At 65.8% G+C, this 22,650-nt stretch carries 24 protein-coding genes; 11 read left to right on the forward strand and 13 right to left on the reverse strand.

Annotated elements, in window-relative coordinates:
* The 7 genes from AWC17_RS02935 to AWC17_RS02965 form a co-directional block, all read right to left on the reverse strand.
* A partial coding sequence (locus tag AWC17_RS02935) for a hypothetical protein (RefSeq protein WP_085164232.1) occupies positions 1 to 1,915 on the reverse strand: 1,915 nt, incomplete at its 3' end.
* Complete coding sequence (locus AWC17_RS02940; RefSeq protein ID WP_047323681.1) at positions 1,912 to 4,905, reverse strand: ATP-binding protein; 2,994 nt, start codon at positions 4,903 to 4,905, stop codon at positions 1,912 to 1,914. The genes AWC17_RS02935 and AWC17_RS02940, both read right to left, overlap by 4 nt.
* A gap of 72 nt (positions 4,906 to 4,977) precedes the next feature.
* The gene (locus tag AWC17_RS02945; protein ID WP_047323680.1) at positions 4,978 to 5,262 is read right to left on the reverse strand and encodes a hypothetical protein; all 285 of its coding nucleotides are present in this window, start codon (positions 5,260 to 5,262) and stop codon (positions 4,978 to 4,980) included.
* Positions 5,259 to 5,486 (reverse strand): hypothetical protein, encoded by a 228-nt coding sequence (locus tag AWC17_RS02950; RefSeq protein WP_047323679.1) that lies wholly within the window; start codon positions 5,484 to 5,486, stop codon positions 5,259 to 5,261. The genes AWC17_RS02945 and AWC17_RS02950 overlap by 4 nt, the downstream gene beginning before the upstream one ends.
* 8 nt (positions 5,487 to 5,494) lie before the next feature.
* A complete protein-coding gene (locus tag AWC17_RS02955) occupies positions 5,495 to 6,418 on the reverse strand; it encodes a conjugal transfer protein (protein ID WP_047323678.1) in 924 nt (307 codons plus the stop codon).
* 14 nt (positions 6,419 to 6,432) lie between these two features.
* On the reverse strand, positions 6,433 to 7,668 hold the full coding sequence (locus AWC17_RS02960; RefSeq protein ID WP_052955339.1) for a hypothetical protein: 1,236 nt from the start codon (positions 7,666 to 7,668) through the stop codon (positions 6,433 to 6,435).
* Positions 7,665 to 7,973 (reverse strand): hypothetical protein, encoded by a 309-nt coding sequence (locus AWC17_RS02965; protein WP_047323677.1) that lies wholly within the window; start codon positions 7,971 to 7,973, stop codon positions 7,665 to 7,667. The genes AWC17_RS02960 and AWC17_RS02965 overlap by 4 nt, the downstream gene beginning before the upstream one ends.
* 99 nt (positions 7,974 to 8,072) lie before the next feature.
* On the opposite strand from AWC17_RS02965, the gene AWC17_RS02970 reads away from it, so the two are divergent.
* From AWC17_RS02970 to AWC17_RS32455, 5 genes are all read left to right on the forward strand, one after another.
* Positions 8,073 to 8,507: a hypothetical protein gene (locus AWC17_RS02970; RefSeq protein WP_052955338.1), complete on the forward strand. Its 435-nt coding sequence runs from the start codon at positions 8,073 to 8,075 to the stop codon at positions 8,505 to 8,507.
* Positions 8,508 to 8,721: 214 nt separating this feature from the next.
* The gene (locus AWC17_RS33265) at positions 8,722 to 9,147 is read left to right on the forward strand and encodes a hypothetical protein (RefSeq protein WP_231614247.1); all 426 of its coding nucleotides are present in this window, start codon (positions 8,722 to 8,724) and stop codon (positions 9,145 to 9,147) included.
* Positions 9,148 to 9,149: 2 nt separating this feature from the next.
* Complete coding sequence (locus tag AWC17_RS02980; protein WP_047323676.1) at positions 9,150 to 10,562, forward strand: type IV secretory system conjugative DNA transfer family protein; 1,413 nt, start codon at positions 9,150 to 9,152, stop codon at positions 10,560 to 10,562.
* Positions 10,559 to 10,858 carry a hypothetical protein gene (locus tag AWC17_RS32995; protein ID WP_052955336.1) on the forward strand — a complete coding sequence of 100 codons (300 nt, stop codon included), beginning with the start codon at positions 10,559 to 10,561 and terminating at the stop codon, positions 10,856 to 10,858. Before AWC17_RS02980 ends, AWC17_RS32995 begins: the two co-directional genes overlap by 4 nt.
* The gene (locus AWC17_RS32455; RefSeq protein ID WP_156181216.1) at positions 10,851 to 11,000 is read left to right on the forward strand and encodes a hypothetical protein; all 150 of its coding nucleotides are present in this window, start codon (positions 10,851 to 10,853) and stop codon (positions 10,998 to 11,000) included. The genes AWC17_RS32995 and AWC17_RS32455 overlap by 8 nt, the downstream gene beginning before the upstream one ends.
* Positions 11,001 to 11,437: 437 nt before the next feature.
* On the opposite strand, the gene ligD is transcribed toward AWC17_RS32455, so the two are convergent.
* Positions 11,438 to 12,400 carry a non-homologous end-joining DNA ligase gene (gene ligD, locus AWC17_RS02995; RefSeq protein WP_136246248.1) on the reverse strand — a complete coding sequence of 321 codons (963 nt, stop codon included), beginning with the start codon at positions 12,398 to 12,400 and terminating at the stop codon, positions 11,438 to 11,440.
* A gap of 33 nt (positions 12,401 to 12,433) precedes the next feature.
* The gene (locus tag AWC17_RS03000) at positions 12,434 to 13,426 is read right to left on the reverse strand and encodes a phospholipase D-like domain-containing protein (RefSeq protein WP_047323674.1); all 993 of its coding nucleotides are present in this window, start codon (positions 13,424 to 13,426) and stop codon (positions 12,434 to 12,436) included.
* 206 nt (positions 13,427 to 13,632) lie between these two features.
* Between AWC17_RS03000 and AWC17_RS03005 the strand changes: the two genes are divergently transcribed.
* The 4 genes from AWC17_RS03005 (at position 13,633) to AWC17_RS03020 (ending at position 18,307) form a co-directional block, all read left to right on the forward strand.
* Entirely contained in the window at positions 13,633 to 14,259 is a 627-nt protein-coding gene (locus tag AWC17_RS03005) for a hypothetical protein (RefSeq protein ID WP_231614246.1), read from the forward strand.
* Positions 14,256 to 15,689 (forward strand): coiled-coil domain-containing protein, encoded by a 1,434-nt coding sequence (locus AWC17_RS03010; RefSeq protein WP_047323673.1) that lies wholly within the window; start codon positions 14,256 to 14,258, stop codon positions 15,687 to 15,689. Before AWC17_RS03005 ends, AWC17_RS03010 begins: the two co-directional genes overlap by 4 nt.
* Positions 15,690 to 16,455: 766 nt before the next feature.
* Positions 16,456 to 16,725 (forward strand): DUF4333 domain-containing protein, encoded by a 270-nt coding sequence (locus AWC17_RS03015; protein WP_052955334.1) that lies wholly within the window; start codon positions 16,456 to 16,458, stop codon positions 16,723 to 16,725.
* Between the two features lie 112 nt (positions 16,726 to 16,837).
* A complete protein-coding gene (locus AWC17_RS03020) occupies positions 16,838 to 18,307 on the forward strand; it encodes a neutral zinc metallopeptidase (RefSeq protein ID WP_047323672.1) in 1,470 nt (489 codons plus the stop codon).
* Positions 18,308 to 18,717: 410 nt separating this feature from the next.
* On the opposite strand, the gene AWC17_RS32460 is transcribed toward AWC17_RS03020, so the two are convergent.
* Entirely contained in the window at positions 18,718 to 18,978 is a 261-nt protein-coding gene (locus AWC17_RS32460; RefSeq protein WP_074020917.1) for a hypothetical protein, read from the reverse strand.
* A gap of 7 nt (positions 18,979 to 18,985) precedes the next feature.
* On the opposite strand from AWC17_RS32460, the gene AWC17_RS32465 reads away from it, so the two are divergent.
* Entirely contained in the window at positions 18,986 to 19,555 is a 570-nt protein-coding gene (locus tag AWC17_RS32465; protein WP_074020913.1) for a sensor domain-containing protein, read from the forward strand.
* Between the two features lie 94 nt (positions 19,556 to 19,649).
* Here the strand turns inward: AWC17_RS32465 and AWC17_RS03030 are convergent, their stop codons facing one another.
* Positions 19,650 to 20,015, reverse strand: coding sequence for a hypothetical protein (locus AWC17_RS03030; RefSeq protein ID WP_047323669.1), 366 nt, complete (start codon positions 20,013 to 20,015; stop codon positions 19,650 to 19,652).
* A gap of 3 nt (positions 20,016 to 20,018) precedes the next feature.
* The gene (locus AWC17_RS33270) at positions 20,019 to 20,603 is read right to left on the reverse strand and encodes a DUF4333 domain-containing protein (RefSeq protein ID WP_231614245.1); all 585 of its coding nucleotides are present in this window, start codon (positions 20,601 to 20,603) and stop codon (positions 20,019 to 20,021) included.
* Positions 20,604 to 20,952: 349 nt separating this feature from the next.
* Here AWC17_RS33270 and AWC17_RS03040 point away from each other — a divergent pair, with 349 nt between their 5' ends.
* A complete protein-coding gene (locus AWC17_RS03040; protein ID WP_158086677.1) occupies positions 20,953 to 22,083 on the forward strand; it encodes a helix-turn-helix domain-containing protein in 1,131 nt (376 codons plus the stop codon).
* A gap of 105 nt (positions 22,084 to 22,188) precedes the next feature.
* Here AWC17_RS03040 and AWC17_RS33000 read toward each other — a convergent pair.
* The coding region (locus AWC17_RS33000) for a hypothetical protein (RefSeq protein WP_208618355.1) at positions 22,189 to 22,650 on the reverse strand (462 nt) is incomplete at its 5' end.

Raw genomic sequence — 22,650 nt, forward strand, 5'->3', positions numbered from 1 at the left:
TTGTGGGGGGTTGGGCGGGGTTGCGGGCGGGGCTGGCGTGAGGTGCTTGGGTGGCTGTGCCGGTGGCGGTGGGCTGGGCGCTCCCGCCGGGGTTGTGGTCACGGCGCTGGTGGTGGACGACACGAGTGGCGACTGCGGCGCCGGCGACGACTTCGGGTGCCGCGACGGCGGCGCCGGCTTCTCCGGCCATCACCGCCCCGTCAACAGCAGCCGAGGAAGTTGCCGCAGCGGGTGTTTCGGACGTGGCCGTAGCACCCGGTGTCGAGGCGGGGGTCGGCGCTGTTGGTGTGTGATGGCGGGCGCGGCCGGGCGAGGGTGGTCGTCCGCCGGGTGGTCGACCGTTGACCGGGGTGCCAGTGAGGGGCTGGTCGGGCTCATCAGGGGCATCGGTGGGGTCGTCGCCGGCGGTTTTGGACCAGGGGGCGCGTGAGTTGAGCTCGCGGGCTCGGTCGTAGGCGTCTTGCCCGCGTTGGTAGCCCTCGCGGCTTCGGTGGCCGAGATCGCTGATGGCCTGGGTGAAGTCGTGGCGGGTGTGGTCGCCGAGTTCACGTTTGAGCCACCAGAACACGCCGATCGCGACCGCGGAGACGATGGCGATCATGAAGAGTCGGGCCAGCGGGTGGCTCATGCCGACCTGATCGGCGTAGCCGCCGCGGGCACCCATTTTCAGGACGATCATCGCGGCCATGGAGATGTAGGTGGTGTAGGCGAACACCAGGGCGGCGTGTTTGAAGAACATCTTGATACGCCGGGCGGCGCGCCGCCGCGGGTGGCCATGAATCATGGCGGGCGCGGCGACCACGATGGACAACAGCGCGTTGACGAAGGCCGCGCAGCACACCATGACGTAGCTGTAGGTGACGTAGCAGACGAAGAAGGCGAAGACCGCCCCGAGCAGGCCATAGCAGCTGCCTAGGGCGAGGTTGGCGCCGCTGAGGTGTTGGGCGAACGACAGGGCCTGTGGTGCCCCGCAGGACGCCATGGCGTGGGCGGGACCGGCGAGGTCGCTGCCGTCGTGAGGGGTGAGCATGGCGGCGGTGTAGGCACCCCCGCAGGTGCCGATGTCATCGACGGTGGTGCCGAAGTTCATCAGCTGCAACGGCATCCGCACCGTGGCGTCGGCGATGAGGCCGGTCAGGTGTTGCAGCTGGGCTTGACCGCCCCCGGTGGTGATGGAGCCATTGTTGAACGCCGCCTGGGAGACGCTGAATCCGAGGTTTCGGCCTTGGGTGAGCAGCCCGTTTTCGTTGTAGAGGTCAGACAGTGGGTCATGCGTGAGCACGATGCCCAGGACGCCAACAGCGATGGTGGACAGCATGATTCCCGATCCGAAGCCTTTGCGGCCGTGCCACAGGATGTGGTATGCGCCGACGCCGAGGCCCAGCATCAGGCAGATGGGAAAGACCCACAGATCGGCCAGGATGACTCGGATGGTCTCGAAGATGGGACGAAACCAGGTGGCCAGCCACAATAGCCAGGTGTTGGACATGGCGAACCGCAGCAGCCACAGCGACATGGCGATCATGAAAATGTAGATGCCGGCCTGGGCTTGCAGCAGTTCCACGATCAGCTCATGGTCGAGTCCGACTGTGACGGCGTTGGCCAGCCAGCGAGCCCAGCTCGACGGGTCGACGCTCAGACCCGGGCCAGCTTTGGTGATGGCCTCGCTGGTGCTGACCACCGACAGGTAGTAGCTGCCCACGGGCACACCGTGGCTGTCGGTCACACCAGTCCAGTTGAGCGCACCGGCCAGGGTGGAGGCAGCCGCCGGTGGCGCGCCGGCGAGCGCGGCCGCTGCCAGGGTGTGGGTGAGGAGCCAGAAGGTGGTGAAGCGGCGCAGCCGGGGTCGGATGGCCATCTGGTAGCCCAGGTATTCGGCGGCGCGTTGGCTGAATGTGGTTGGCGCGGTGGTCATGCCGCGCGCCCGGGGGTGGTGTCGTAGGCGTGGTGCACGGCGGTGTCGGGTTCGCTGGCGACCCAGATGGGGGATTTGCGGCGGAACTCGTCGACGAAGAATCCGTAACCTTGCCGCCCAGCCCGGTTCGGGCCGGTCTCGGCGGTGGGGCGGTCGTCGAGCTCGTCGAAGGAGGTGGGGTCGCGCATCTCTTCGGGCGAGGGCTGGGCGAGGAAGAATTCTTCGATGTCGGGGTAGTCGTCAAGGCGGATGCCGACTTTGGCGGCGACTTGGCGTGCCAGTTCTTCGTTTTCGAAGGGCATGATGAGCTGCTGGGTGATGAATTCATCACCCATGAGGGCTAGGTCTTTGATGGGGTTTTGGGTGATGATCAACAACCCCGTGTAGTGCTTGCGAGCGCGGCGACTGATCAGGTGTGCGTCGTCGGCGCCGGCGCGCGAGTTGAGTAGCCCGGCGGCCTCTTCGAGGACGATGAGGCCAAAGCGGGTGCTGTCGGCGAAGAATGTCACTCGAGCTAGCCGCACGAGCATGCCGTAGATGGCTACCGAGGCGCGCTTGCGGTCGGAGAGTCGCTCGTAGAGGTGGGGGGTGTTCATTTCGTCGGCGGTGGGAAGATCGAGGCTGCCGGTGAGCCAAATCGTGACGTCGAGTGTGGCCAGGTCGGGAACGGGCAGCGTGGGGTCGAAGATGGCTCTTGTGAAGTCGTGGGTGGCCCACGATTGTAGGGCGGCGCCGATGGGTGCGAGGTCGTCGGCGAGTCGGATGACCTGGGGGGCGCGGTCATCGGGCCCGGTGGTGGGGGCTTGGATGTGGCTGATGTATTTCATGAGCGCGGCGGTACTGGTGATGCCCAGGGCTGCCGCGACGTCGGCTTGCAAGATGGCGCGTAGGCGGCGAACCGCGACGCTGTGCGGGTCCAGGCTCATCATCGGAATCATGTAGTCGAGCCAGTAGCCGCCAGCGAGACCAGGGGGAAAGACACGCAGTGGGTCGCAGCTGAACTGGTTGCCGGCCATGTCGATGACCGCCTTGTTGGCGACGTCGACGAGGGCTTTTTGCCATTCGGTACCGGGGTCGACGATGAATGCTTGTGCGCCGCGCTGGATTTCGCCGCGGGTGATGCGTTTGGCGGCATAGGATTTTCCGTATCCCAGCGCCCCGCTGCACACCAGGCAGGGGTTGCGGTTGCGGCGTGCGGCGGCGGGCAGGTCGAGCAGCACCGCACTGTTGAGGGCGTTGTTTCTGTTGAATCCCAACAGGATTCCGGTGCTGTTGCCGACCATGGAGGAGGTGAACGGCACGAACCGTGACCACTTCTTGGTGGTGGTGGGTTGGGTGAATTGGTCGACGGTGGTTTTGTGGGTGGGTGCAGCGGGGTTGAAGGCCGCCCACAGTTTGGTTTGGGCGCCGCGATAGTGGCGGATGGCGATTTGGCCGGAGGCGGTGAGTTCTTCGCGTAGGCGTTTGATGCTGTAGTCCAGCGTTTCGTGGTCGGGCGCCCCGACGGCGATGAGAAAGGCGGCGTGCAGGGGGCGTTCGTCGATGTTGGCTTCGAGCTGGCGGCGGTATTCGGCGAGTTGGCGCAAGGTGGCGATGAGTTCGGCGTCGCCGTTGCGGACGTCGCGGCGCTGGGTGAATTGGTCGTCGATGTTGCCTTTGGCGCGGTCGTTGCGCACGAATTCCATTTCGCGGCTTAGCGTGACGAGGTTGACGGCGAAGTCGAAGGTGGCGCCGGTGTCGAGGTCGTCGAGGGCTTGGAGAAATTCCGAGCCGGGAAACACGATGCCGGCCTTGGGCATATCCACGACGGGCAGGATGGCTTGATAGCTGTCGGGATAGGTGCCTTCGGGGCTGGACACCCGCAGGGTTTTGCTCCACGAGGGGATACGGCGGATGCCGGCGCTCCAGGCCCCCATCGCCGCCGCGGCCAGGGCGACGATGGGGGCGGCCAGCGCGGGTCCGAGCGCGGTGCCGCCAGCGGCGCCCGCCAGGGCCAGGGCGGCGGCGATGAGGCGCAGCGGCAGTACGCGCCCACCGTGGTGGTGTTGGTCGCCGTCGTCGAACACTGCGGCCGGCAGCGCGGTGGTGTCGAGCTGGCTGGTGGTGTCGCGCCGTGGCAGGGGGCTGTTGAACACTCCCCGCCAGGCGTTGTGGCGCCAAAACCAGGCGATCATGTTCGCGCTGACGGGTTGTGGACCGAATTCTTCGGGCAGGGCGGTGATGATGTCGTGGGCGAGGCGTTGGTAGGCGGCCACCGAGTCGTCGGAGTCTTTGTCGCGGCCGATCACCCAGTCGCGCAGTTTGGTGGCTTGGCCAACAGGGCTGTGCCCGGCCCGGCCGGCGTCGACGGGCATCGCCAGCCAATAGATGCGGTTGCGGGGGGTTTGTTCGGCGATGACGGGCGCCATCTGCTGGCAGGCGTTGATCCAGGGGGGTTTGTCGAGGTGACCGTCGAGCATGGCGCGTAACAGTTGGCGCTGGTTTTGCGGCACCGAGAGCCCGAAGATCCAAGTGCCGGCGGGGATTTCACGGGCGAGGGTTTGGTGTCGGTCTGCCACCCCGATTCGGCGTTTGGTGGATTGCAGGTAGTAGGGCAATCCACTGATCAGGTAGTGGGCGTATACGCCGTGGCTGGTGAAGCTTAGGTTGCCGATGACGGTTCGTGGCGGCGCGAGCAGCGGATCGGTGGAGCTGCTGGCCAGGGCCGGGCGCAGGGCCCGCCAGGCGCTGGCCACCCGAAAGCGCAAGGTGGGCCGGCCGCGGGGCATGAGGGCTGCGGTGCCGCCGGCGGCGCCGGTCGCCAACAGCCCGCAGATCAAGATGGACCGAGCGTGCCCGGAATCCAGTGCCAGGATGGTGAATACGGCGGTCAGGGCGGTGCCCCCGTAGAGGCTGATCGCCACCCACAGCCGCAGCGGCTTCTTGAACAAGATGTCGGTGTAGACGGGGGTGTCGTGGACGCCTTTGAACAGCTGGGCTGATTCGGTCACGGGCTTTCCTCAAGCGTTGTGCCTGCCGACCGCGGAGCGGCTCGGCACTGAAAGGCAGCGTGGCGGTTCGGGTTACTGGCCGAATTGTCCGGTGGTGATGCCGGTGCGGTCGACGGTGTGCTTAGTCGAGACGTAGATGGCGTAGCCCGAGCCGACGATGACGGCGACGATGACCGCGGTCAGCGCCCAGCCCACGGTGGCGCCGATGCGCCCGCCGAAGAAGGAGCCGGCAGCGCGTGCGCCGCCGGCGAGCAGGATGAACACAACCAGCACACCCACACCGATGGTGTAGAGGGAGTGGCTGCCCGAAACCAAGTCGGTGGCTGCCAGAAACGTTGGGGCCGAAGCGATACTCATGTCAGATTTCCTTTCGTGGTTAGTGAGGTCACAAGGGCTTGCAGAAGGGGGCCGACGGTGATGGCGTGGCCGGGTCCGGCGGCCAGCATGAGTGCGCCGCCGGCGAGGGCGACAAGGAGCAGAGCGGTGAGGATCAGCGCGCGCAGCTCGCGGTGCATGAGTCGAAGCAGCCGCAACAGCAGTGTGACGGAGACGATCGCGGTGGGAATGTGCTCAAGGCTCATGGGGTCCTCTAGCGCGGCGCGGCGGCGGTCGGGATGACGGGGGTCAGTTCGGCGCCATCGGCGAGCAGGGGCGCATAGTCGAGGCTTGAGACGCTCCAGCGGCCGCTGGTGACGGTCAACACGATGGGGTAGTCCAGCTGCAGCGGGGCGTATTGGCTGGTGACTGCGTTGACGGTCGCGAGCACGTGCACGGTGGTGCCCTCGGCGGGCACATCGTGGTCACCGAGGCTGTGGTTGGCGATGAGTTTGATGACTTGGGCGGATCGATAGTCGGCCGCGGGCAGCAGCCCGGAACTGGTGGTGACGTAGCGTTCCAGCCCGCCAGCCCCGGTCAAGAAGCTGGTGATGAATCCGGTGACAGTGGCGAACGCTGGTGAGGTGTCAGCGACCGCGGTGGAGTATCCCAGCGGGGCGTCAGCACCAGCGCCGGGCCCGTTGACCCGGGCCGGTAGCGCGCTGGCCCGCAGGCCGTAGTTGCTGTAGACGACGGGCAGCCGATAGTAGGCGGTGCGGGGGGTGGCGGCTTCAAAGGCCCGCTCGGAGACAGTGATCACCACGCTCCACTGTTGGGTGGTGCCGACGTCGCTGACCAAGGTGACCGCAGAGACCGCGGGGGAGGTCACGATGAGCGCGGGGGTGGTGGGCAGCTTGATCGGGTCGCGCAGTGACCAGCAGTCGTGCAGCACCTGTTGGTGGGATGCGGTGGCGGTGAGCCAACGGGTGACGCAGTCTTGGGCGTAGGAGCCGACCAGGGCGGTGCGGTTGACGGCGCTGCGCGCGGGCCCGGCGACGTCGATGGGGTTGTCGAAGATCCAGCCCCAGATGGTGGCGATGGCCACCACACTGCACGATCCGAGGCCGACGATGAGGCCGGCGCGGCGCAGCGCGTTGTGGGTGCCGTCGAGGCGTTTGCGCCAGGTGTTGGTGAGCATGGTGGGCGAGACCTTTACTGGGGCGGGTGGCCGAAGATTTTGATCGACGACACGGCGAAGGTGTTGTCGGCGGGGTCGGTGTGGCTGGGGTCAGCGGGCAGCCCGGGCAGTGCGGGAGTGCTGGTCGGCGTGGGGTCAGCGGGTGCCGCCGGGGGACCCAGCACCTCGCCGAGCACCCCGCCGCCGGGGGCGGGGCTGGTGGTGGTGTCGGCCGGTGCGCGCCCGGTTTCTTGGACGAGCATGATGATGCGCGATGCCAGCACGCCGCGGTTGGGCATGGGTTTGGTGGCTTCGCCGTGCACGCTGCCGGTCTCTTGGGGCACCGCGGTGGGTGGGGCGTCGTTGAAGCTCCATTGCACACGGGTGAGCACGCGGTGTTGGTGCCATTGGTCGGCGCCGGAGGCGTCGGCCCCGACCCAGCCGGGGGTCAGGGAGACGGCGGTGACGACCATGGTGCGGCCGAGATTGATGGTCAGGAATTGGCCGATGTTGCCGCCGGTGACACACACCCAGGCTTGGGTCGGGTCGGCGCCGGCCACGGATTGCGCGGCTGTCGAGCCGGGTAGGCATCCCACCGCTGTGGCGGTATAGGGGATGGTGGAGTCCTGGTTGTCGGGGGCCGCGGTGGTGCTCGACGGCGCGGCGAGAACACTGAGACGAGTGCTGGGCTGGGGTGGCTCACTGGTGTGTGGGTCGCTGCGCATGGCCAGCAGAGCGCCGCTGACAACCAGGGTGGCCGCTACGGTGGCGGCGCCGAAGCCGACAGCGATTCTCTTGTTGTAGCGCGGGCTGCGTGCGGATTCTTCAGCACTACCTGCGGCGTCGTCTGTGTCGCTGCTGGCGGTGAGCTGGTCGACCAATTCCGAACCTGGCAGCGGTGTTTCGTCGCCATCGGGTGCCGCGCTGGTGCCCAGATCATGGTTGTCAGCGCCGTGGGTGTCGGGCTGATCATCGCAGTCGCTGGGCCCGTCGAGATCAATGGGTGGGTCCTCGCTGGGCCGCCGCACATCAACGTGGTCGGCACCGTCGTAGGTGGTGTCGTCGACGTCGATGGGGTCCCCGGCTGGTGCCGCATTGAGTGTGAGCGCTGGGTCGTGGTCGTCGCCGGGCGCGCAGCGCGGTTGACCCTCCAACTGCGCGGGCTGCTCACCCTTGATGGCGCTCAGGTCGTCTCCGTAGATGTCGGCGAGGAAACCTTCGGTCGCCGCGATCGTGTGATCGCGCTGGTGGTCGATCGGGGTTTTGCTCATGACACGCTCCGCGGCGCCAGGGCGGGCCGGTGGCGGCGGGCCGGGACAGCTGCTGAGGACATCTGCGTTGGCGTGCCCCGGACCGGGTGGGGTTGTGTCCGGGCCGAGACGGCCAGGTATCCCGGGGCAGGGTGCGAGCACCGGGCCTTGCGTCGCCGACGCGCGATGCTCACCAGGGCAGCAGCGGTCACGCCCGCGATCACCGCACTAGCAAACAGATGCTGGGTCACGAAGATCACCGCCGTCATCACGGTGAAAACGGCTCCCATGATGGCGATGAAAGCGACGCCGAAAACCACGCGCATCCACTGACCTCCTGTCCTTACGGGTCAGCCTAAGGGGTGCAGTAACGGATATTCCACGGCCGTAGCGAAATAACTTGATCGGTTGTTACCGTCTTTTGTGTGAACGCATTCCCAGCAGACGGAGTAAGGCGGCTGCTCTTTTTCGTCGAGGACCGTCTGGCGCAGCTGCGCTGGACGCGCGAGGACCTCGCCGCCGCGGGCGGCCCAGCCCCGTCAACGTTGTATAAAGCCGCCGAACGTGACGGTGGGCTGGCGCCCAAGACGCTGGCACGCCTGGATGTGGCGCTGGGGTGGCAAGAAGGTTCCGCCCAGCGGGTGCTGGCCGGCGAGAGCCCCGCAGTTCGCATATCAGAGCAGATCAACCTGTGTGCAGCGGCGATCAACGCGGCGCGTCGCGACGCCGAATGCGGCGGCGTCTCGCGCTGCGCGAGCGAGTTGAAAAACTTTTTGATGGACGTCGCGCAGCGCCTTGACGACTTTTACACTGAGCCTGTACGAGCCGTGGGGGATGCTGCTGATGCCAGTGCCTGCTGATCGGTTCGACGAGATCCGCCGCAAGTGGATCGCCCGTAACCAACGCACGTTTATATTCCAGAAAAGGCGCTCAGAAATTCTCGCGCGCCAAATACGAGACCGTGATACCGCAGCCACCGGTGCGCGGGTTGATCCCGCCGACGATGATGTTATTCACCCTTGGTATGCGCGCCCGATTAAAACGTCGTACGCAATGTTCGATGCGATCATTCTTATGTCGGCAGCGGTATTGGCGCCGCTGGGCTGGCCGGTGGGCAAGGCCATGTCGGTGCGTGTGGTCCAGCTAATTCCCGGTGAGCTACGCTCGTACCCGATCGCCGCGTTCATGTGGGCGGCGGTAGTGGTTGGTCTGCCGCTGCCGCTGCTCTATGAGCCCGGTGATTCCTTGGTGTCAGCGGCTGTGGCGCCGTGGCTGGTGGCCCAAATCCCGGCCGCGCTGCTCACCGCCGGCATCTACGGCATTTTGGAAGGCTGGTTGGCCGTGGACGGGGCCCGAGATTGGTGGCCGATGCGCCCAGCCGAGGAGGTCGACGACATCGATTTCGGCTTCCTACAGCCCGATGATCTCACCGGGCCAGGGGTGTTTCCCACCCGCCGCGATGCGCCACCCGGTGACCCGAGCCCGATCTGGAGGTTCTAGCGATGTATCGCCCGCCGTCTTCGCCGTACTGCGGATTCAGCCGTGACAGCTCGACCCAGCAGCTTTCGGTTGCCGAGGGTGCCTGCCATCTGCTGGTCTCTGCCCCTACCGAAACCGGCAAGACCCGCGGAGTCTTAGCGCCGGCGGCGGTGTTGTGGGGCGGGCCTGCGGTATGCGTGTCACCTAAAGATGACCTGCTGTGGCTGGTATGCCAACGCCGTTGGGGCCCAAAACAAGTGATCGACTTGCGCCCGGACTACTCGCCGGTCTACCCGGCCGATGCGCAGGTGCGCTCGTTTGACCCGACCGCGCTGATCAGCACACCAGACCAGGCGGTGACTGCGGCCAACACCATGATGCAGATGTCGGCGGTCGGGCTGGGCTCGAGCATTGATCAGGTCTCTGATGCTGGGATCTGGGAAGCCAACACCGAGGGCCCGCTGGCCGCGATGCTGTACGCGGCCTCCCCTCGTGGGCACGGCAAAGGCATCGAATGGGTGCTGCTGGCCGTGGACAACTTGGAAAAAGACGACAAGGACCCCGACGCGCCGGGCTGGCACAGCGCCGCGCGTCAGGTGGCCAGCCAGCCGCTGTTTCGCAACGCGCTGATGCGCACGCTGGCCATGGAGCCCAAGCAGCGCGACAGTATCGCGCTGACCATGCGCAAGGCGGTCACCCCGTGGATGCGGCTGGGGCTGCGCGGGGACACCGCACCGTGTTTCGACGATGCGTTTCTGTCTGACCCGGATGCGACGTTGTTCATCCTGGCCCCCGCCGAAGGGTCGATCGCCGGCGCGGCCGTCACACTGCTCGACCACCTGGTGCGCAGCTGGCGCGGCAAAACCGCGCGCAAGGAAATGCTGCACCGGCTGCTGATGGTGATTGACGAGGCTACCAACGTGGCGCCGATGCCCGCGCTGCGCCGCTATGTCTCAGAAGGGCGCGGGCTTGGCGTCAATCTGGTGCTCGCCGTGCAGGCGTCCTGCCAGTTCGACACCGTCTATGGCAGCGCTTATGCCCGCGAGCTGCGCGCCACCTTCCCGGCCGCGCTGATCATGTACGGCGCTGACGAGATGGAAATGTTGCAGCGCGGCGAACAGTGGTCACGTGAGACCACCCGCCGCCAGGAAAGCTTCGATCAGGCCACCGGCGGGAAAACGTTGTCCTCTCAGCTAGGTCCCAGCCTTGACTACCGGCGACTGCTTCCGCAAAACCGGGGCCAAGCCCGGCTGCTGCGCCGCGGAACGGCAGGCATCACCACCGAGCTGCCCGACTGGCCTGACTTCCTCACCAAATACGACCGCGCAGTGAAAACGCTGCTGCAGGCTGACCGGGCCGCCGTGGATAAGCCCAGCACCATGTGGGAATGGATTGTGGCACGCCACCGCCGCGCCGCCGAAGCGATCGCCCAGTGAACGCCGAGCAGTTACGCGAGCATCTCGTCGCGGTTTTGGCTGACGCGAATCAACCGATGTCGACCACCCAAGCCCGCCTGGCTGTTACCGAGGTGTGCCGCCCGCGTGGCCGCCCCGTGGTGGCCGAAGAGGTCTATCGCGCGCTGGTGATTTTGGCGCGGCGCGGTGTCGTGCGCCGCGTCGCAGACCAGCCTGGCCGTATCACCCACTGGGAACTGACCCCCCACCACCTACGGCGTCCTCGTCAGGTCGCGGCGGTGTTGTCATCGACTGAAAGCCGTGGCGAAAGTGAATGATTCGCGTAAGTTCCCGTGGCTTGGCGGCCTGCTGGCGGCCGTGCTGATCGCTGTGGCGCTAATCGCGGTGGTTGTCCAGGGCACATGGCAGGTGGTCAACGATTTCGCCACCCATGTCGCCGACACCATCTACCAGCCCTGAACCAGTCCGACAGTTGGGAGGCTGCGGTGATCACATCGCATGGCCGCGCAGCAGACAGTCGCGCGCGGCCCAACTGCGTTGCCCGGCAGTCGAAATGACGACGCCGCTGCCGTCGCCTTCGGATACGGCACCGCCACATGTCTGCCGGGCCCGCGGGTGCGATGTCGACATCGAGCCGCGGCTATTCATGTGCGCACATCACTGGTCTCTTGTGCCTCCTGCGCTGCGTGAGTCGATCCGATCGACCTATCGGCCCGGGCAGGAAGTCGACAAACAGCCCAGTGCGCAATACCTGGCCTTTGCTGCCGCCGCGATCGCCGACGTCGCACACAAAGAGAGCCGTCAGCGCCGGCCAGGCCGTCGCACACCGTCAAAACCGGTGCAGCTGGCCCTGTTCGACATCGCAGCTGGTTCTTAAGCCCATGCTATCGAGAGCCTCACCCCTCGGGGGGAAGCGATATTCCAGAGCTATCAGCGTCGATGAGAACGCTTTTGAGTGCTGGGTGGCGCAATCTTCCTGTGAATTGGCGGTATTCGATGTCTACGACTACCGTCGGGCGTACCCAGCGGGCGCCGCGTAGCTCTGGTATCGGTGCGGCGAACGGTGTGAGGGGTTGCTGCAGGTCGCTGAGGCGCTCCATTAGGCTGGCCCGCGTGCGCGGCGTCATGCCGGCGCCCACGTGCCCGCAGTAGCGCAACTCGCCGTTGGTGTCGTAGGCCCCGACCAGCAGTGCGCCCAGACCGCCGCGGTGGGTACCGGCGCTCGGGATGAACCCGCCGACCACCATGGGCCTTCGTTGGCGGACAACGTGTTTGATCCATGCAGCCGAGCGTCGGCCGGGCTGGTAGGTGGAGTGGGCGTGCTTGAGGACGTAGCCTTCCAAGCCCAGGCCCCGCATAATCTCGGCCATCGCGTCAGTGCCGATACCTGTCCAGTACGGAGAGATGACGATGGGTGGTTTGTGCAGGCGCAGGTCGTCGAGCATCCTGCGGCGCTGCAGGTAGGTGTGCCCGGTGAGGTCATGGCCGTCGAGGTAGATGATGTCGAAAACACAGAACGTCAGCGGCACGGAGGCGAGTAGGCGGGGGCCCGGGCGCGGGGCGCGTAGGCGGCGCTGAATCAGCTGAAAATTTGGTCGAGCGTGGTGATCGAAGGCGACGAGCTCACCATCGAGGATGGCAGTCCGCCCTTCAAGGCCCGCTGAGAGCGCGTCGACGATCTCCGGGAAGCAGGTGGTGAGGTTGGTGGCCTGGCGACTGAATAACTCGACCCGCTCGGCGCATCGCGCAAGCAGCCTGATGCCGTCCCACTTGGCCTCGAAACAGTATCCAGTGGTGTCGGCAGGGGGCGGTGCGGCGCTGGCCAGCATGGGGGCTGGGGGCAAGGGAATGCGCTGCACCACACCATTATGCGTCCGCGGCCTGGCGGGACCCTACGGCGTGGACTGGCGGTCGTCGTTGTCGAAGGTGGCTGCCACGGCGTCGATGACCGGCTTGGCGGTCTGGTTGGTGAGCAGCAAGGACACTTCGCGGTTTTCCAGAAGGCTTGTGGTGGACAGGTTTTGGCTGCCGATGACGAGGACAGTCCTGTCGATCAGGATCATTTTCTCGTGGATATACAGATGCTTGCGGTCGGCGGGGTATTGATGGGTCTTGCATCCGGCGGCAGTGAGTTCATCGACGGTGTGGACGGTGGCCGGGTTGGCGGTCAGCACGATGCGGCAGGTGACGCCACGGTGGGCGGCTTTGGTCAAGGCGGCCACGATGGCGCGGTCTTTGAGTTCTTCGGTGGTCAGTTCGATGCTGTGCCCGGCGGTGTCGAGTTGCTGTAGAAAGGCGGCGCGAGCGTCAGGTGACCAGATCAGGTGTGGGCTTGGCACACCTGGTGCTGGGCGGCCCGTTGCGGCGGTGGCATAGTCGGCGTCGAAGGTGGCGGTGATGGCGGCAATGTCGGCGGGGTCGGTGTCAAGTACCCAGGCGTCGCGGCTAGACGGGTAGTACTTGGCCACGAGATTGGCTGTGCCGATTGCGGTTTCGGTGTCATCGGCGGTCAGTGTCTTTTGGTGGAAGATGGTGGCCGCGGGCGCCCATCGTACGTCGATGCCGGCTGCTTTGAGCTGGTCGTAGGCGGCCGTGTTGGTTTGGCGGCCGTGGAATGCGGCGTCGAGAATGATCTTGGTGTCTACGCCCCTGCGGTGGGCGTCGACGAGCGCGCTGAGCGCGGCGGAATCGGCCAGCTCATACATCGTCATGCGCAGGGTTCGGCGCGCCTGGCCGATGATCCCGAGGATGGCCGCGTAGCCTGCTTCGGGCTCCTGGACCAGACGGTAGACGCCGTGGGTAGCGTTCAACGCCGGCGGCGGTGGGTTGCCGGTGCGCCAAGCCGGTGAGCTGCACCCGGTCAGCAGTGCCGCCGCGGTGGCCACCGAGACGAGGCAACGCCACGCAGGCGAGGTGTGGGCGCAGCTTTTCACTGGATCCTTTTCACTCGTATCGGTTGCAGCACAACGACTGTCGGGGCCAAAGTGATATTTGAATCGAACCTAGCGGTGCTGGCGGGGTTGTGCGACGCCCGCCGAGCAAATCATCGTGAGCGTCGCGCCAGGCCCTGACAGGTCGGTATGGTTTTTCCATGTCGATGCCTGTGGCCCCACCAGTGGATTCGGTGGTCCTCGTGCCTGAGCGGATGCCTGCGCTGCCGCCGGCCCGCGAGTTCCTCACCTCAGCTGGGTTCGGGGGCGCTGCGGCGTTGCTTGCGGCACTGTTGTTGGCTGCGGTGATCCTGATTGGCTTCTGGCGTGCATCCAAGCGGCAAGAGAGCCACAACCGTCAAATTCGTGAGGCCGAGCAACACAACACCGCGGTGGACCGATGCTGGCAGCGGCTGGTGTGGGTGGTGGAAACGGCGGGGATAGAGCCGGCGGCCAGCCGAGGCGCCACGGTGGATTTGGGGCCAGAACTGGCTCTAGAGCTGTTGCGGGGTTTGTTACGCGACGCCGAGAGTCTCGGTGACGCCACGCTGACGGGCGCGGTGACGGTCTACTTGAGCCAGTTTTCGCAGGTGTTGGCCCAGCAGGGCAGCGTGGCGTCCGAGCCGTCCGTCCCCTCGGCCTCAGCTGAGCCCACGCTCGCTGACGCTCCCTCCGGTCCGAGGGAGACCGTGCAGTCATCGGGCTCACCGGCGCAAGGTGGCGATACCCCACGCCCCCGGCCCGCCAAAGAGGTGGCCGCAGCTCAGGGCAGGCGACGCCGTCAATGACACATCTGCGTCAGCACATCGAAGAACTCGACATCGACCGATGGGCAGCGGTGACCAAGCAGGCCGCGACGGCCGCGGTCGATGCTGCCCAGCGGCTTGGCAAGCCCGCGCCGGCGCAGTTGGCCGCGGTGGCCGCGATGAGCGAAGGCGAGCTGATCGAACATCGCAACCGTAGTGGGCCAGCACCAAAACGGCTCTCACCAGCGATGCAGCTCGTCGAGGCGGACCATTTGCGGGCTGTGGCCGAGCACCAGGCGCGCCAGGCCGAACAAGACAAGCGTGACGCTCAAGCAGCCGCGCACATGGCCCGCGCCGAGGCCGAAGAGGCCGCCCAGGCCGCCGCGCAAGCCCGCGAGCAGGCGCGGGCAGCAGACAGCGCAGCCGCACGTCAGGCTGTCGAACACGCCGCCGAACTGCGCAGCGCCCAACAAGCTGCCGAAGAATTACGTAGCGAATTGGATCGGGTCCGCGCCGACGCCGCCGCCGAGGTCGCCGCCGCACAGGAGCAGGCCCGCGCCGCTGACCGACGGGCCGAAGAACGTGCGGCCGAGCGGATCGAAGAGCGCACGGCGGCTCAGCGTGCCCTCGAAGAACTCCGCAACGAGCTCGAACGGGTACGCGCCGACGCGAGCGCCGAGGTGGCCGCCGCCGCCGAGCAGGCCCGCGCAGCTGACACGCGCGCCGAACAGCGCATGACCGAGCGCGCCGAAGACCGCAGAGCGGCTCAGCAAGACTTGGAAGAGTTGCGCGGCGAGCTCGAACGGGTACGGGCGCTGGCCGCGGCCGAGGTGGCGGCCGCCCGGGGCCAGGCCGACGGTGAGGTGTCAACCGCCCACGCTGCGCTTGCTCGGGCACGCGCAGAAGCCGACGACGCCATCGCCCGTACGAGCGAGGAAATCGAGCAGCTGCGCGCCGAATGCGCGGCGGAAGTGGAAGCGGCGCGTGAGCAGACAGAGCAAGCGCTGGCGTCTCTGTACGCCGCCCAATCCGAGGCGGCGCGGGCACGCGCTCAAGCCGCGCAAGCCCACCCGTCCGCTGAGCTATTGCTGAGTGTCCCTATTCCGGCCGCAGAAATACGCGGTCACACCGGCTATGTCGAAGACGTCCTGACCACGGTGCGGGATCTCGACCTCGCGCTCGAGACGGCGCTGGGTGGCGGCGCCAGACCAGTTGATGCACAGGCGGTGGGCGCCTTGGTGTCCACGGTGCAACGCCAGTCCGGCGATCTCTCTGAGCACTTGCGGGCGTTGACGGCGCAAGGTAGCGATGCCGTGCACGTCTACGTCGAAGCCGCCACCCGCGCCTATGGCGGGCTTCTTGCTCGGATCGCGGCGGCAACCGAACAACTGGCCCGAGAAGGTCGCACCGACCCCGGCGTGATTGAGCGGGTGACCGCGATGCTGGACGCGCATCCGTGGCGGTCCCGTTGATGCCGGCCGCCGCCGTGATAACCCGTGAGCCGCAGATGGAGAGCGCGATGCCCACTTGGCACACCAGGCACCTTCACCCGCTGGGTAGCGACCAGAGCATGCGGGCATGATGGCGCACAAACCCGACGATGGCGAGACCACCAGCCCGTCAGGCTCGTTGCCGTCCGGGGGCCGCGATAGCGCCCAATCCAGCTCTGCTGCAACGCCTGACGACGCGGAGCGCACCATCGTCGTATCCCGCAAGTCGCACGCCGACGAAGAAACCACCGTCGTGGGGAACAAAAAGCCGTTGGTTGACGATCCAGAAAAAACCCTGGTGGCGCCCACACCCAGAGCGCCGCAACGCAATAACGACACCGACAACCCAGACGCGAGGCCCCGCAGTGAGCCAGCCCGGGCGGCGTCCGATGACCAGGACGAACAAACCGTCTACCAACAACCCGTCGTCCACCCGGGCAGCCGTGCGCCAACTGGGCCGCCGCCTGCGACACCCCCATCGCAGCGCCACGGCCCCGACCCGGCTCCGAGCTTCCCGCCGGCAGGGCAGCCCCTCCCGCCGTCACCAGGTCTTGCCCAGCAGCCCGGTTTCGCGCCTCAACCGTTCCCGTATGGACAAGCCAACCCGTACGGTCATCCGCCGCCCGGTCCATACGCCAGCCCGCCCTATGGTCCCCCTGGGTCCGCAGGACGCCAGCGATCCACGCAGTCGACTGCCCTGTTGTGGGGTGGAGTCGGATCGGCTGCTGTCGTCCTGGCAATAGGTCTAGTGATCGGGTTGTCCAATCCCGACTTGCTGTTGACGAAAAAGCTCGACGTCCAGGCCGCCCAATCGGAAATCGAACGAGTGCTGACCGATGAGATCACTGGCTACGGGGATAAGAACGTGGCGGATGTCAATTGCAACCACGGTGAAAACGTCACGATAAAGCAAGGCAACAGTTTTACCTGCCAGGTCAATGTCGACGGCGCCCCGCGACGCGTCACCGCCACTTTCCTGGACAACAACGGGAATTTCGATGTCGGTCGTCCCGACTAACGAGAATAAACCCACAGAGTTTGTTCGCCGAGACCGTATCCTTAAGCCCGACCCTTGGCTGATGCCGCATCAATTCACCCATTAGCACGAACATGGAAAATAGGGGTGCCACGTGACTGGATGGCTCCGTACCGCCGCAGCGACCGCGGTGAGCGTCGTCGTCGTGATCGCTGTGGCCACCGGATGTACCACCGTCGTCAAAGCCCACGGCTCATCCATGTTGTATGACCCTTTTCACGTCGGCGGCCTTCTGGCGGTAGACGGGCCCAGCGGCCCGCGCAGCGACGCGCCGCCACCGACTGGCACCGTGAAGAACACCAACCACGGGGACGAAGACAAGCTGGTACTGCTGTCAATCAACGACATTCAGGATTTTTGGCAATCCAACTACAGCAAATCATTCAAGGGTGACTTCACGCCCGTCGAGGAGCTCATCTCCTATGACTCCGAGGATCCAGCCAGCCCGATCGTGTGCCATCAAAGAACCTACAAACTGGTCAACGCGTTGTTCTCACCGCGCTGCAATCTGATTGCCTGGGACCGCGGCGTGCTGATCCCCACCGGCAAGACCTACTTTGGTCCGATGCCGGTCACCGGAATCTTCGCCCATGAATACGGCCACGCCATTCAGAATATGGCCAAAATCATCGGTCGGGACACCTCGACGATCGTGCGCGAACAGCAGGCGGACTGCTTTGGCGGGGTCTACATGCGCTGGGTAGCCGAGGGAAAATCGACGCGCTTCACCCTCAGTACCGGTGACGGGCTCGATCACGTGTTGGCCGGCCTGATGACTATTCGTGACCCGATCCTGACCCCGCAAGATCAGGAGTTGATCGAAGAAGGGCACGGCACCGCACTCGACCGGGTCAGCGCTTTCCAGATGGGATTCGTATCCGGGGCGTCGGCCTGTGGCGTGATCGATGAGAACGAGGTCAAACAGCGTCGGGGGGACCTGCCGATCGCGTTGACCTACGACCAATCCGGTCGGCTCGAGACGGGGGAGGTGCCGATCAACGAGCAGACCATGTCGTCGCTGATGGACACCCTCAGCGCCATCTTCGCCCCAAAAAGTCCGCCACAGCTGTCTTATAGCGGCGGCAATTGCCCTGATGCGCAAGCCCACCCGCCCGCGTCTTACTGCCCGGCCACCAACACCATCGCCGTTGATCTGGCGCAGCTGCAGAAGATGGGTGCACCCGCTGACGAGCAGTCCGGCCATGTGTTGATTCAAGGCGACGACACCGCCATGTCGGTCGTGATGTCGCGGTATGTCCTTGCGGTACAACACGAACGGGGCCTGAAACTGGACTCGCCGGTAAGTGCACTGCGGACCGCTTGTCTGACAGGGCTCGCGCACCGCAAAATGGCCGGTCCGGTGTCGCTGCCATCTGGCAATGGCCTGACGTTGACTGCCGGCGACCTCGATAAGGCCGTCGCGGGACTGCTCACCAACCACCTGGTGGCCAGCGACGTCAACGGGCAGACCGTGCCCGCCGGGTTCACCCGGATCACCGCGTTTCGCTCTGGGGTTGTCAGCAGCAATGACGACCTGTGTTACCAACGCTTCCCCGACGCCTGAGATCGGAGTTGACAATCGTGGGCCGCAGGCGGCGCCAAAGCCGTCCATCTTCGGGTTGACGGCCTTTAATGCGCAATCCCACTGAGCAATTCACCGCTTTGAGGCAGGCTTACCAACATGAGTGACGAATGGGGGCCCGGGCCTGACGACGAAACGATGAGCGCACACAAGTTTCGCGGCGAGGAGACGATGGACCTATCGCATACCCGGCCGCCGCAATACCCGGTGCCACCGTTCCCGCCGAGTGGATCGCCCGCGCCTCCATCGGGCCCGCCGCAGCATGGGGCGCACGTCGGCCGACCGCCTGGCGCTTCCCCGCCCTGGCAAGCCCCGCCGCCTGGCCCCTCGCACTGGCAGGTTCCGCCAGCCGCGCCGCCATGGCCTGTGCTACCCGGGCAACAGCCGCATCCCTACCCGGCCGGCGCAGTCGGGATAGGTCCGGGCGGATACCCGCCACCGCGGCGCCGTCCGCGTTGGCCATGGTGGGTTGCGGGTGCGGCCGCCGTGGTGGTGACGGGGCTGGTGATCACGCTGGTGGTGCTGGGCAGCAACGAGTCAACAACGACACCGAAGTCAGCGGCGCCGTCGTCCACCCGTGTCCCTTCCTCGAGCAGACCCGCGCCGACGTCATCGGCGACGAGCGCCCCGCCAGCGGCGCCGCCGGTAGACACCGCGGCCTTGCCCAGTCTGTTAGCGTCTGCCGAACAGGTCAGCAACATACTCAACCATGTGCAGATGAACCCGCGTGAGGTGTCGACGTCGCTTTCCTCGGATGCGTCGATAGACCCGGCCAAGTGCGCAAGCGCCGTGGCGCCGGCGTTAGAAGCCACCTACACGGGGTCGGGGTATACCGGGGTGGCGGTCCAAGGGTTGATGGAACCCAGTCCGGGACGTCATAAGGTTATCCAGGCTGTCGCTGCGTTCCCGGATGAGGCCGCCGCGCAGCAGTTTCGAGCCGAGCAGTTATCGGCGTGGCAGGGGTGCCGACTTACCGACGTCACCGTGTCCTTTCCCGGCGGCCAGCCGGCTGACCACGCCACGATCACCATCGTCAGCGACACAGACGGTATCGCCAGCACCGTCCTGTTGCCCGCCGGGGCAACAGGACACAAAGATAGCGAATGCGAACGTGCGATGGCCGTGCGGCGCAACATCATTGCCGATGTGCGCGTGTGTGGGCAAAACACCATCACCGCGGGCGTCATGCTGGTCCGGGCGATCAACGACAACATCACACGCCACCCCTAGCCTAGCCGCGCGAGACGCTGGGGATGGGACGTGCTCGAGACCGTATTCATGCACGATGCATTCGTCGAAACACAGTGCAGCACAGTGCAATGGCCTAGAAAACCAGCCCGTAGCAGAGCCACACAACCAGTAGCACCGGAATGATAACCGCTAGTGTGATTGCCGCAACCACCTGCACGAAGGGGTGCGGGCGCACGGCGACCGTGCTTGCGCCAAGACCCGCCGCGACGGGAATCAACACGGTCGCGGCGAGGACCGCGATGCGGCCCGAACGCACGACACTGCCCGAATTTGGTGGAAAATAACCCTCTTCGAGCTTGACTGCGAACACCCAGTTGCCCAACACGTTGAACAAGAGCAAGGCGATCAGCGACATGACCGCCAGCCCCAGCAGTGCCAGGCCTGCCCCTAAAGCGTTGCGGTAGCGCGGTTTAGGCGGGCCGGGGTCGTCGAGTGGCATGTCTTAGACCTTCGTCCCCTTCGGGGCGTCGATCTCGTAGCTACCGGCGTCATCGGTGAAGGTGACCACGAACTGGTGTTTGATGTGGTCGATGGTCGCCTGGCAGGTGAAGGTATCACCCTTGACGATGGTGGGGTTGTGTCCGTCGTTGCAGGTCACGTCGCTGACGTTTCTGGCCCCGTAACCGTTTGGGTCCGATAAGACGTGAGTGACCGCGGCCTGCACCGCCGTGACGTCGAGTTGTTTGGTCATGAAAAAGCCCGGCGCGCAGAATCCCGTGATGAGCACAGTCGCGGCGATCACGGCAAGCGCTGCACCCAGGTACAGCGGCAGACGTTTGCCGCGCACAGCTGCCCGGGCCCGGGGAGCGCGTGGAGGGAACGGGGCTGGCCCCCAAACACTCCCACCACGGTTGGGCGGGTAGTGGTGCGGGTAGGGCATCGGCCCGCGCTGAACCGGCCCCGGGAACGGTTGTAGGGGGTGCAGCGCCTGGATCGGCGGCCCGTAGGGATGCTGGGGGCCGACGGGCGCGAGGCCCGGTGTGGGCGGGTAGTGCTGTGCTGGCGGGGGCGGCTGCAGGTGGCGCATGGGGAAACCTCTCTGACTGCGGCTGCCGGCGACGGACACCACAGCCTTGCGCTCAACACTAACGCAAGCACTAAACATGGCGCAATGTTCAAAACCATAGCACCGAGCTATCGGATTACCCCGGAGTATGTCCACCCAGCCGGGTGGGCGTAACGCCTATCGGGGTAGTAAAACCGCTGGATGGCAGCTGTCAGCGTCACCGGTCACGCTCTGTGTATGCGCGGAGGCGATGCTAACAGGGATCGCGGCCATGCACTGTTTCATTAGAGGGCGCATGGCCAAGGGGTGTACCCTTCCACCGAGCGCTATGTTTGATAACACCGCAGCAGCGCGGACGAGGGAGCGACAATTGACAACCAGCCAACTGACCAACATGCCCACGCTGATTGCGCGGGTAGGTCGGGCGACTCACACCCTTAGCCCGGCGGCCGGCGTGGCTTTTATCGGTCGAGAGGCCGGGGCCGCGGTCGGCGTGGATGACGAGCGTGTCTCGCGGCGGCATGTTCGCCTCGAACCCCAACCCGCGGGCTGGCAGGCCATTGACGCCAGCACCAACGGAATGTTCGTCGATGGCGTGGCGCGCAGCGCGGTGCTCATTACCGGTGCCACGACCCTGCACCTGGGGGCACCTGACGGGGTGGAAGTGCGCCTTACCTTGGACGTTGCACGTGATGAGTCGACCCAGTCATTGAGTCCGGTTCAGACCGAATACCCGTCGTGGGACGGCGAAAGGGATCCTGGGGTGGTGCGCGCGGGCCGCGCGGTCGCTGAGCGCCGCCAACAATTACGGCTCTCTCAGCGCGAAATCGACCGGCGCGGAATTCTCAACGCGAGCGCCCTGCTTAAGTTCGAAAAAGGTGTGAGCTGGCCACGTGCAAAAACGCTGGCGAAGCTGGAAGAGACTTTGGGGTGGCCTTCGGGCTACATCACAAGCCTGCGGCGAGGCGCTGCTCCGGCGTTGCCCGTGTCGCCCGCCCCTGTTCTGATGCCTGCTACCCGTGAGTCGGTCAGCGACGAGGCGACCGAGGTGTTGACCGAGTCCATTCAGGCGCCGATGATGGCGCGGACGGTGGAATTGGCCATGGAAACCCTGGGCACGGCCATCGCTGATTTGCCTGACCCAACCGCGCCGGGGTTCATCGCCAAAGCCACCACCATCCTGGCTGATCTACGCAAGCTTGAGGGGCTTGCTGCCAGCGCTGCGCGCCACGCCACGGGCGGCCCTGAGGCCGTGAAGGCATTGAGTAGGGTGCGGCGCAGCTACAACGATGTGATGATGCGGGCTGCTGGCTCGCCGACGGCCACTTTGGGCCAGCGGCTTTACGGGGCCCGCCACCGTGCAGAGCTAAGCCTGGAGGAGGCCGCGACTGGCGCCGGCTTGCCCCTAGCAGTGCTTCAAGATGTCGAAGCCGAACGTCCCATTGCGCCCGAAGTCGCACAAGCGATCGAGAATCTCATCGCCGAGTTGACGATCACGTAACAGGAAGTGCGCGCGGCTCGACGTCGCGGCCGCGTCGTCAGAAAGCAACCAACCTCACGCAAGCTAGGTAAAGGTCGTGGGGTTGGCTGGCACGGTGGGCTGAATTCACGGAGCGCGTTGGGCGGTGTAGGCCTGGGTGGCTTGGCGGTGCAGATGCTTTCGCGCACTGTGGTTTTCGACTAAGGCAACCCAATTCCAGATCAGGGCTGACCCCACGCTCCACCAACCGGCGAGCAAATTGTGCAGCAAAGCATTGCGTAGCGCGGCCTCGCATTGAGCGAGAGTCCCTGTGACGGTGTAGGTCTGGTTGAACATGAGGATGATCGCGCCGGTGTGCTTTCTGATGCGCACCTGAAACAGGCGTTGATCGCCGGCTGCGGGGTGCATCGGGTGGCTCGCCTGCGATGACGGCGGGACCGGCCAGGGCGCCGCGGCGGCAGGTGGCTGTGGGGGCGGGGGATAGACCTGCGACGGGACGTAGGGATGTGCCGCAGGGGGGTAGGGCTGCACACCGGGCGGGTACGGCTGCGCGCCGGGCGGGTAGGGCTGCGCGCCAGGGGCGTAGGT

The organism is Mycobacterium nebraskense (assembly GCF_002102255.1).
GTDB lineage: Bacteria > Actinomycetota > Actinomycetes > Mycobacteriales > Mycobacteriaceae > Mycobacterium > Mycobacterium nebraskense.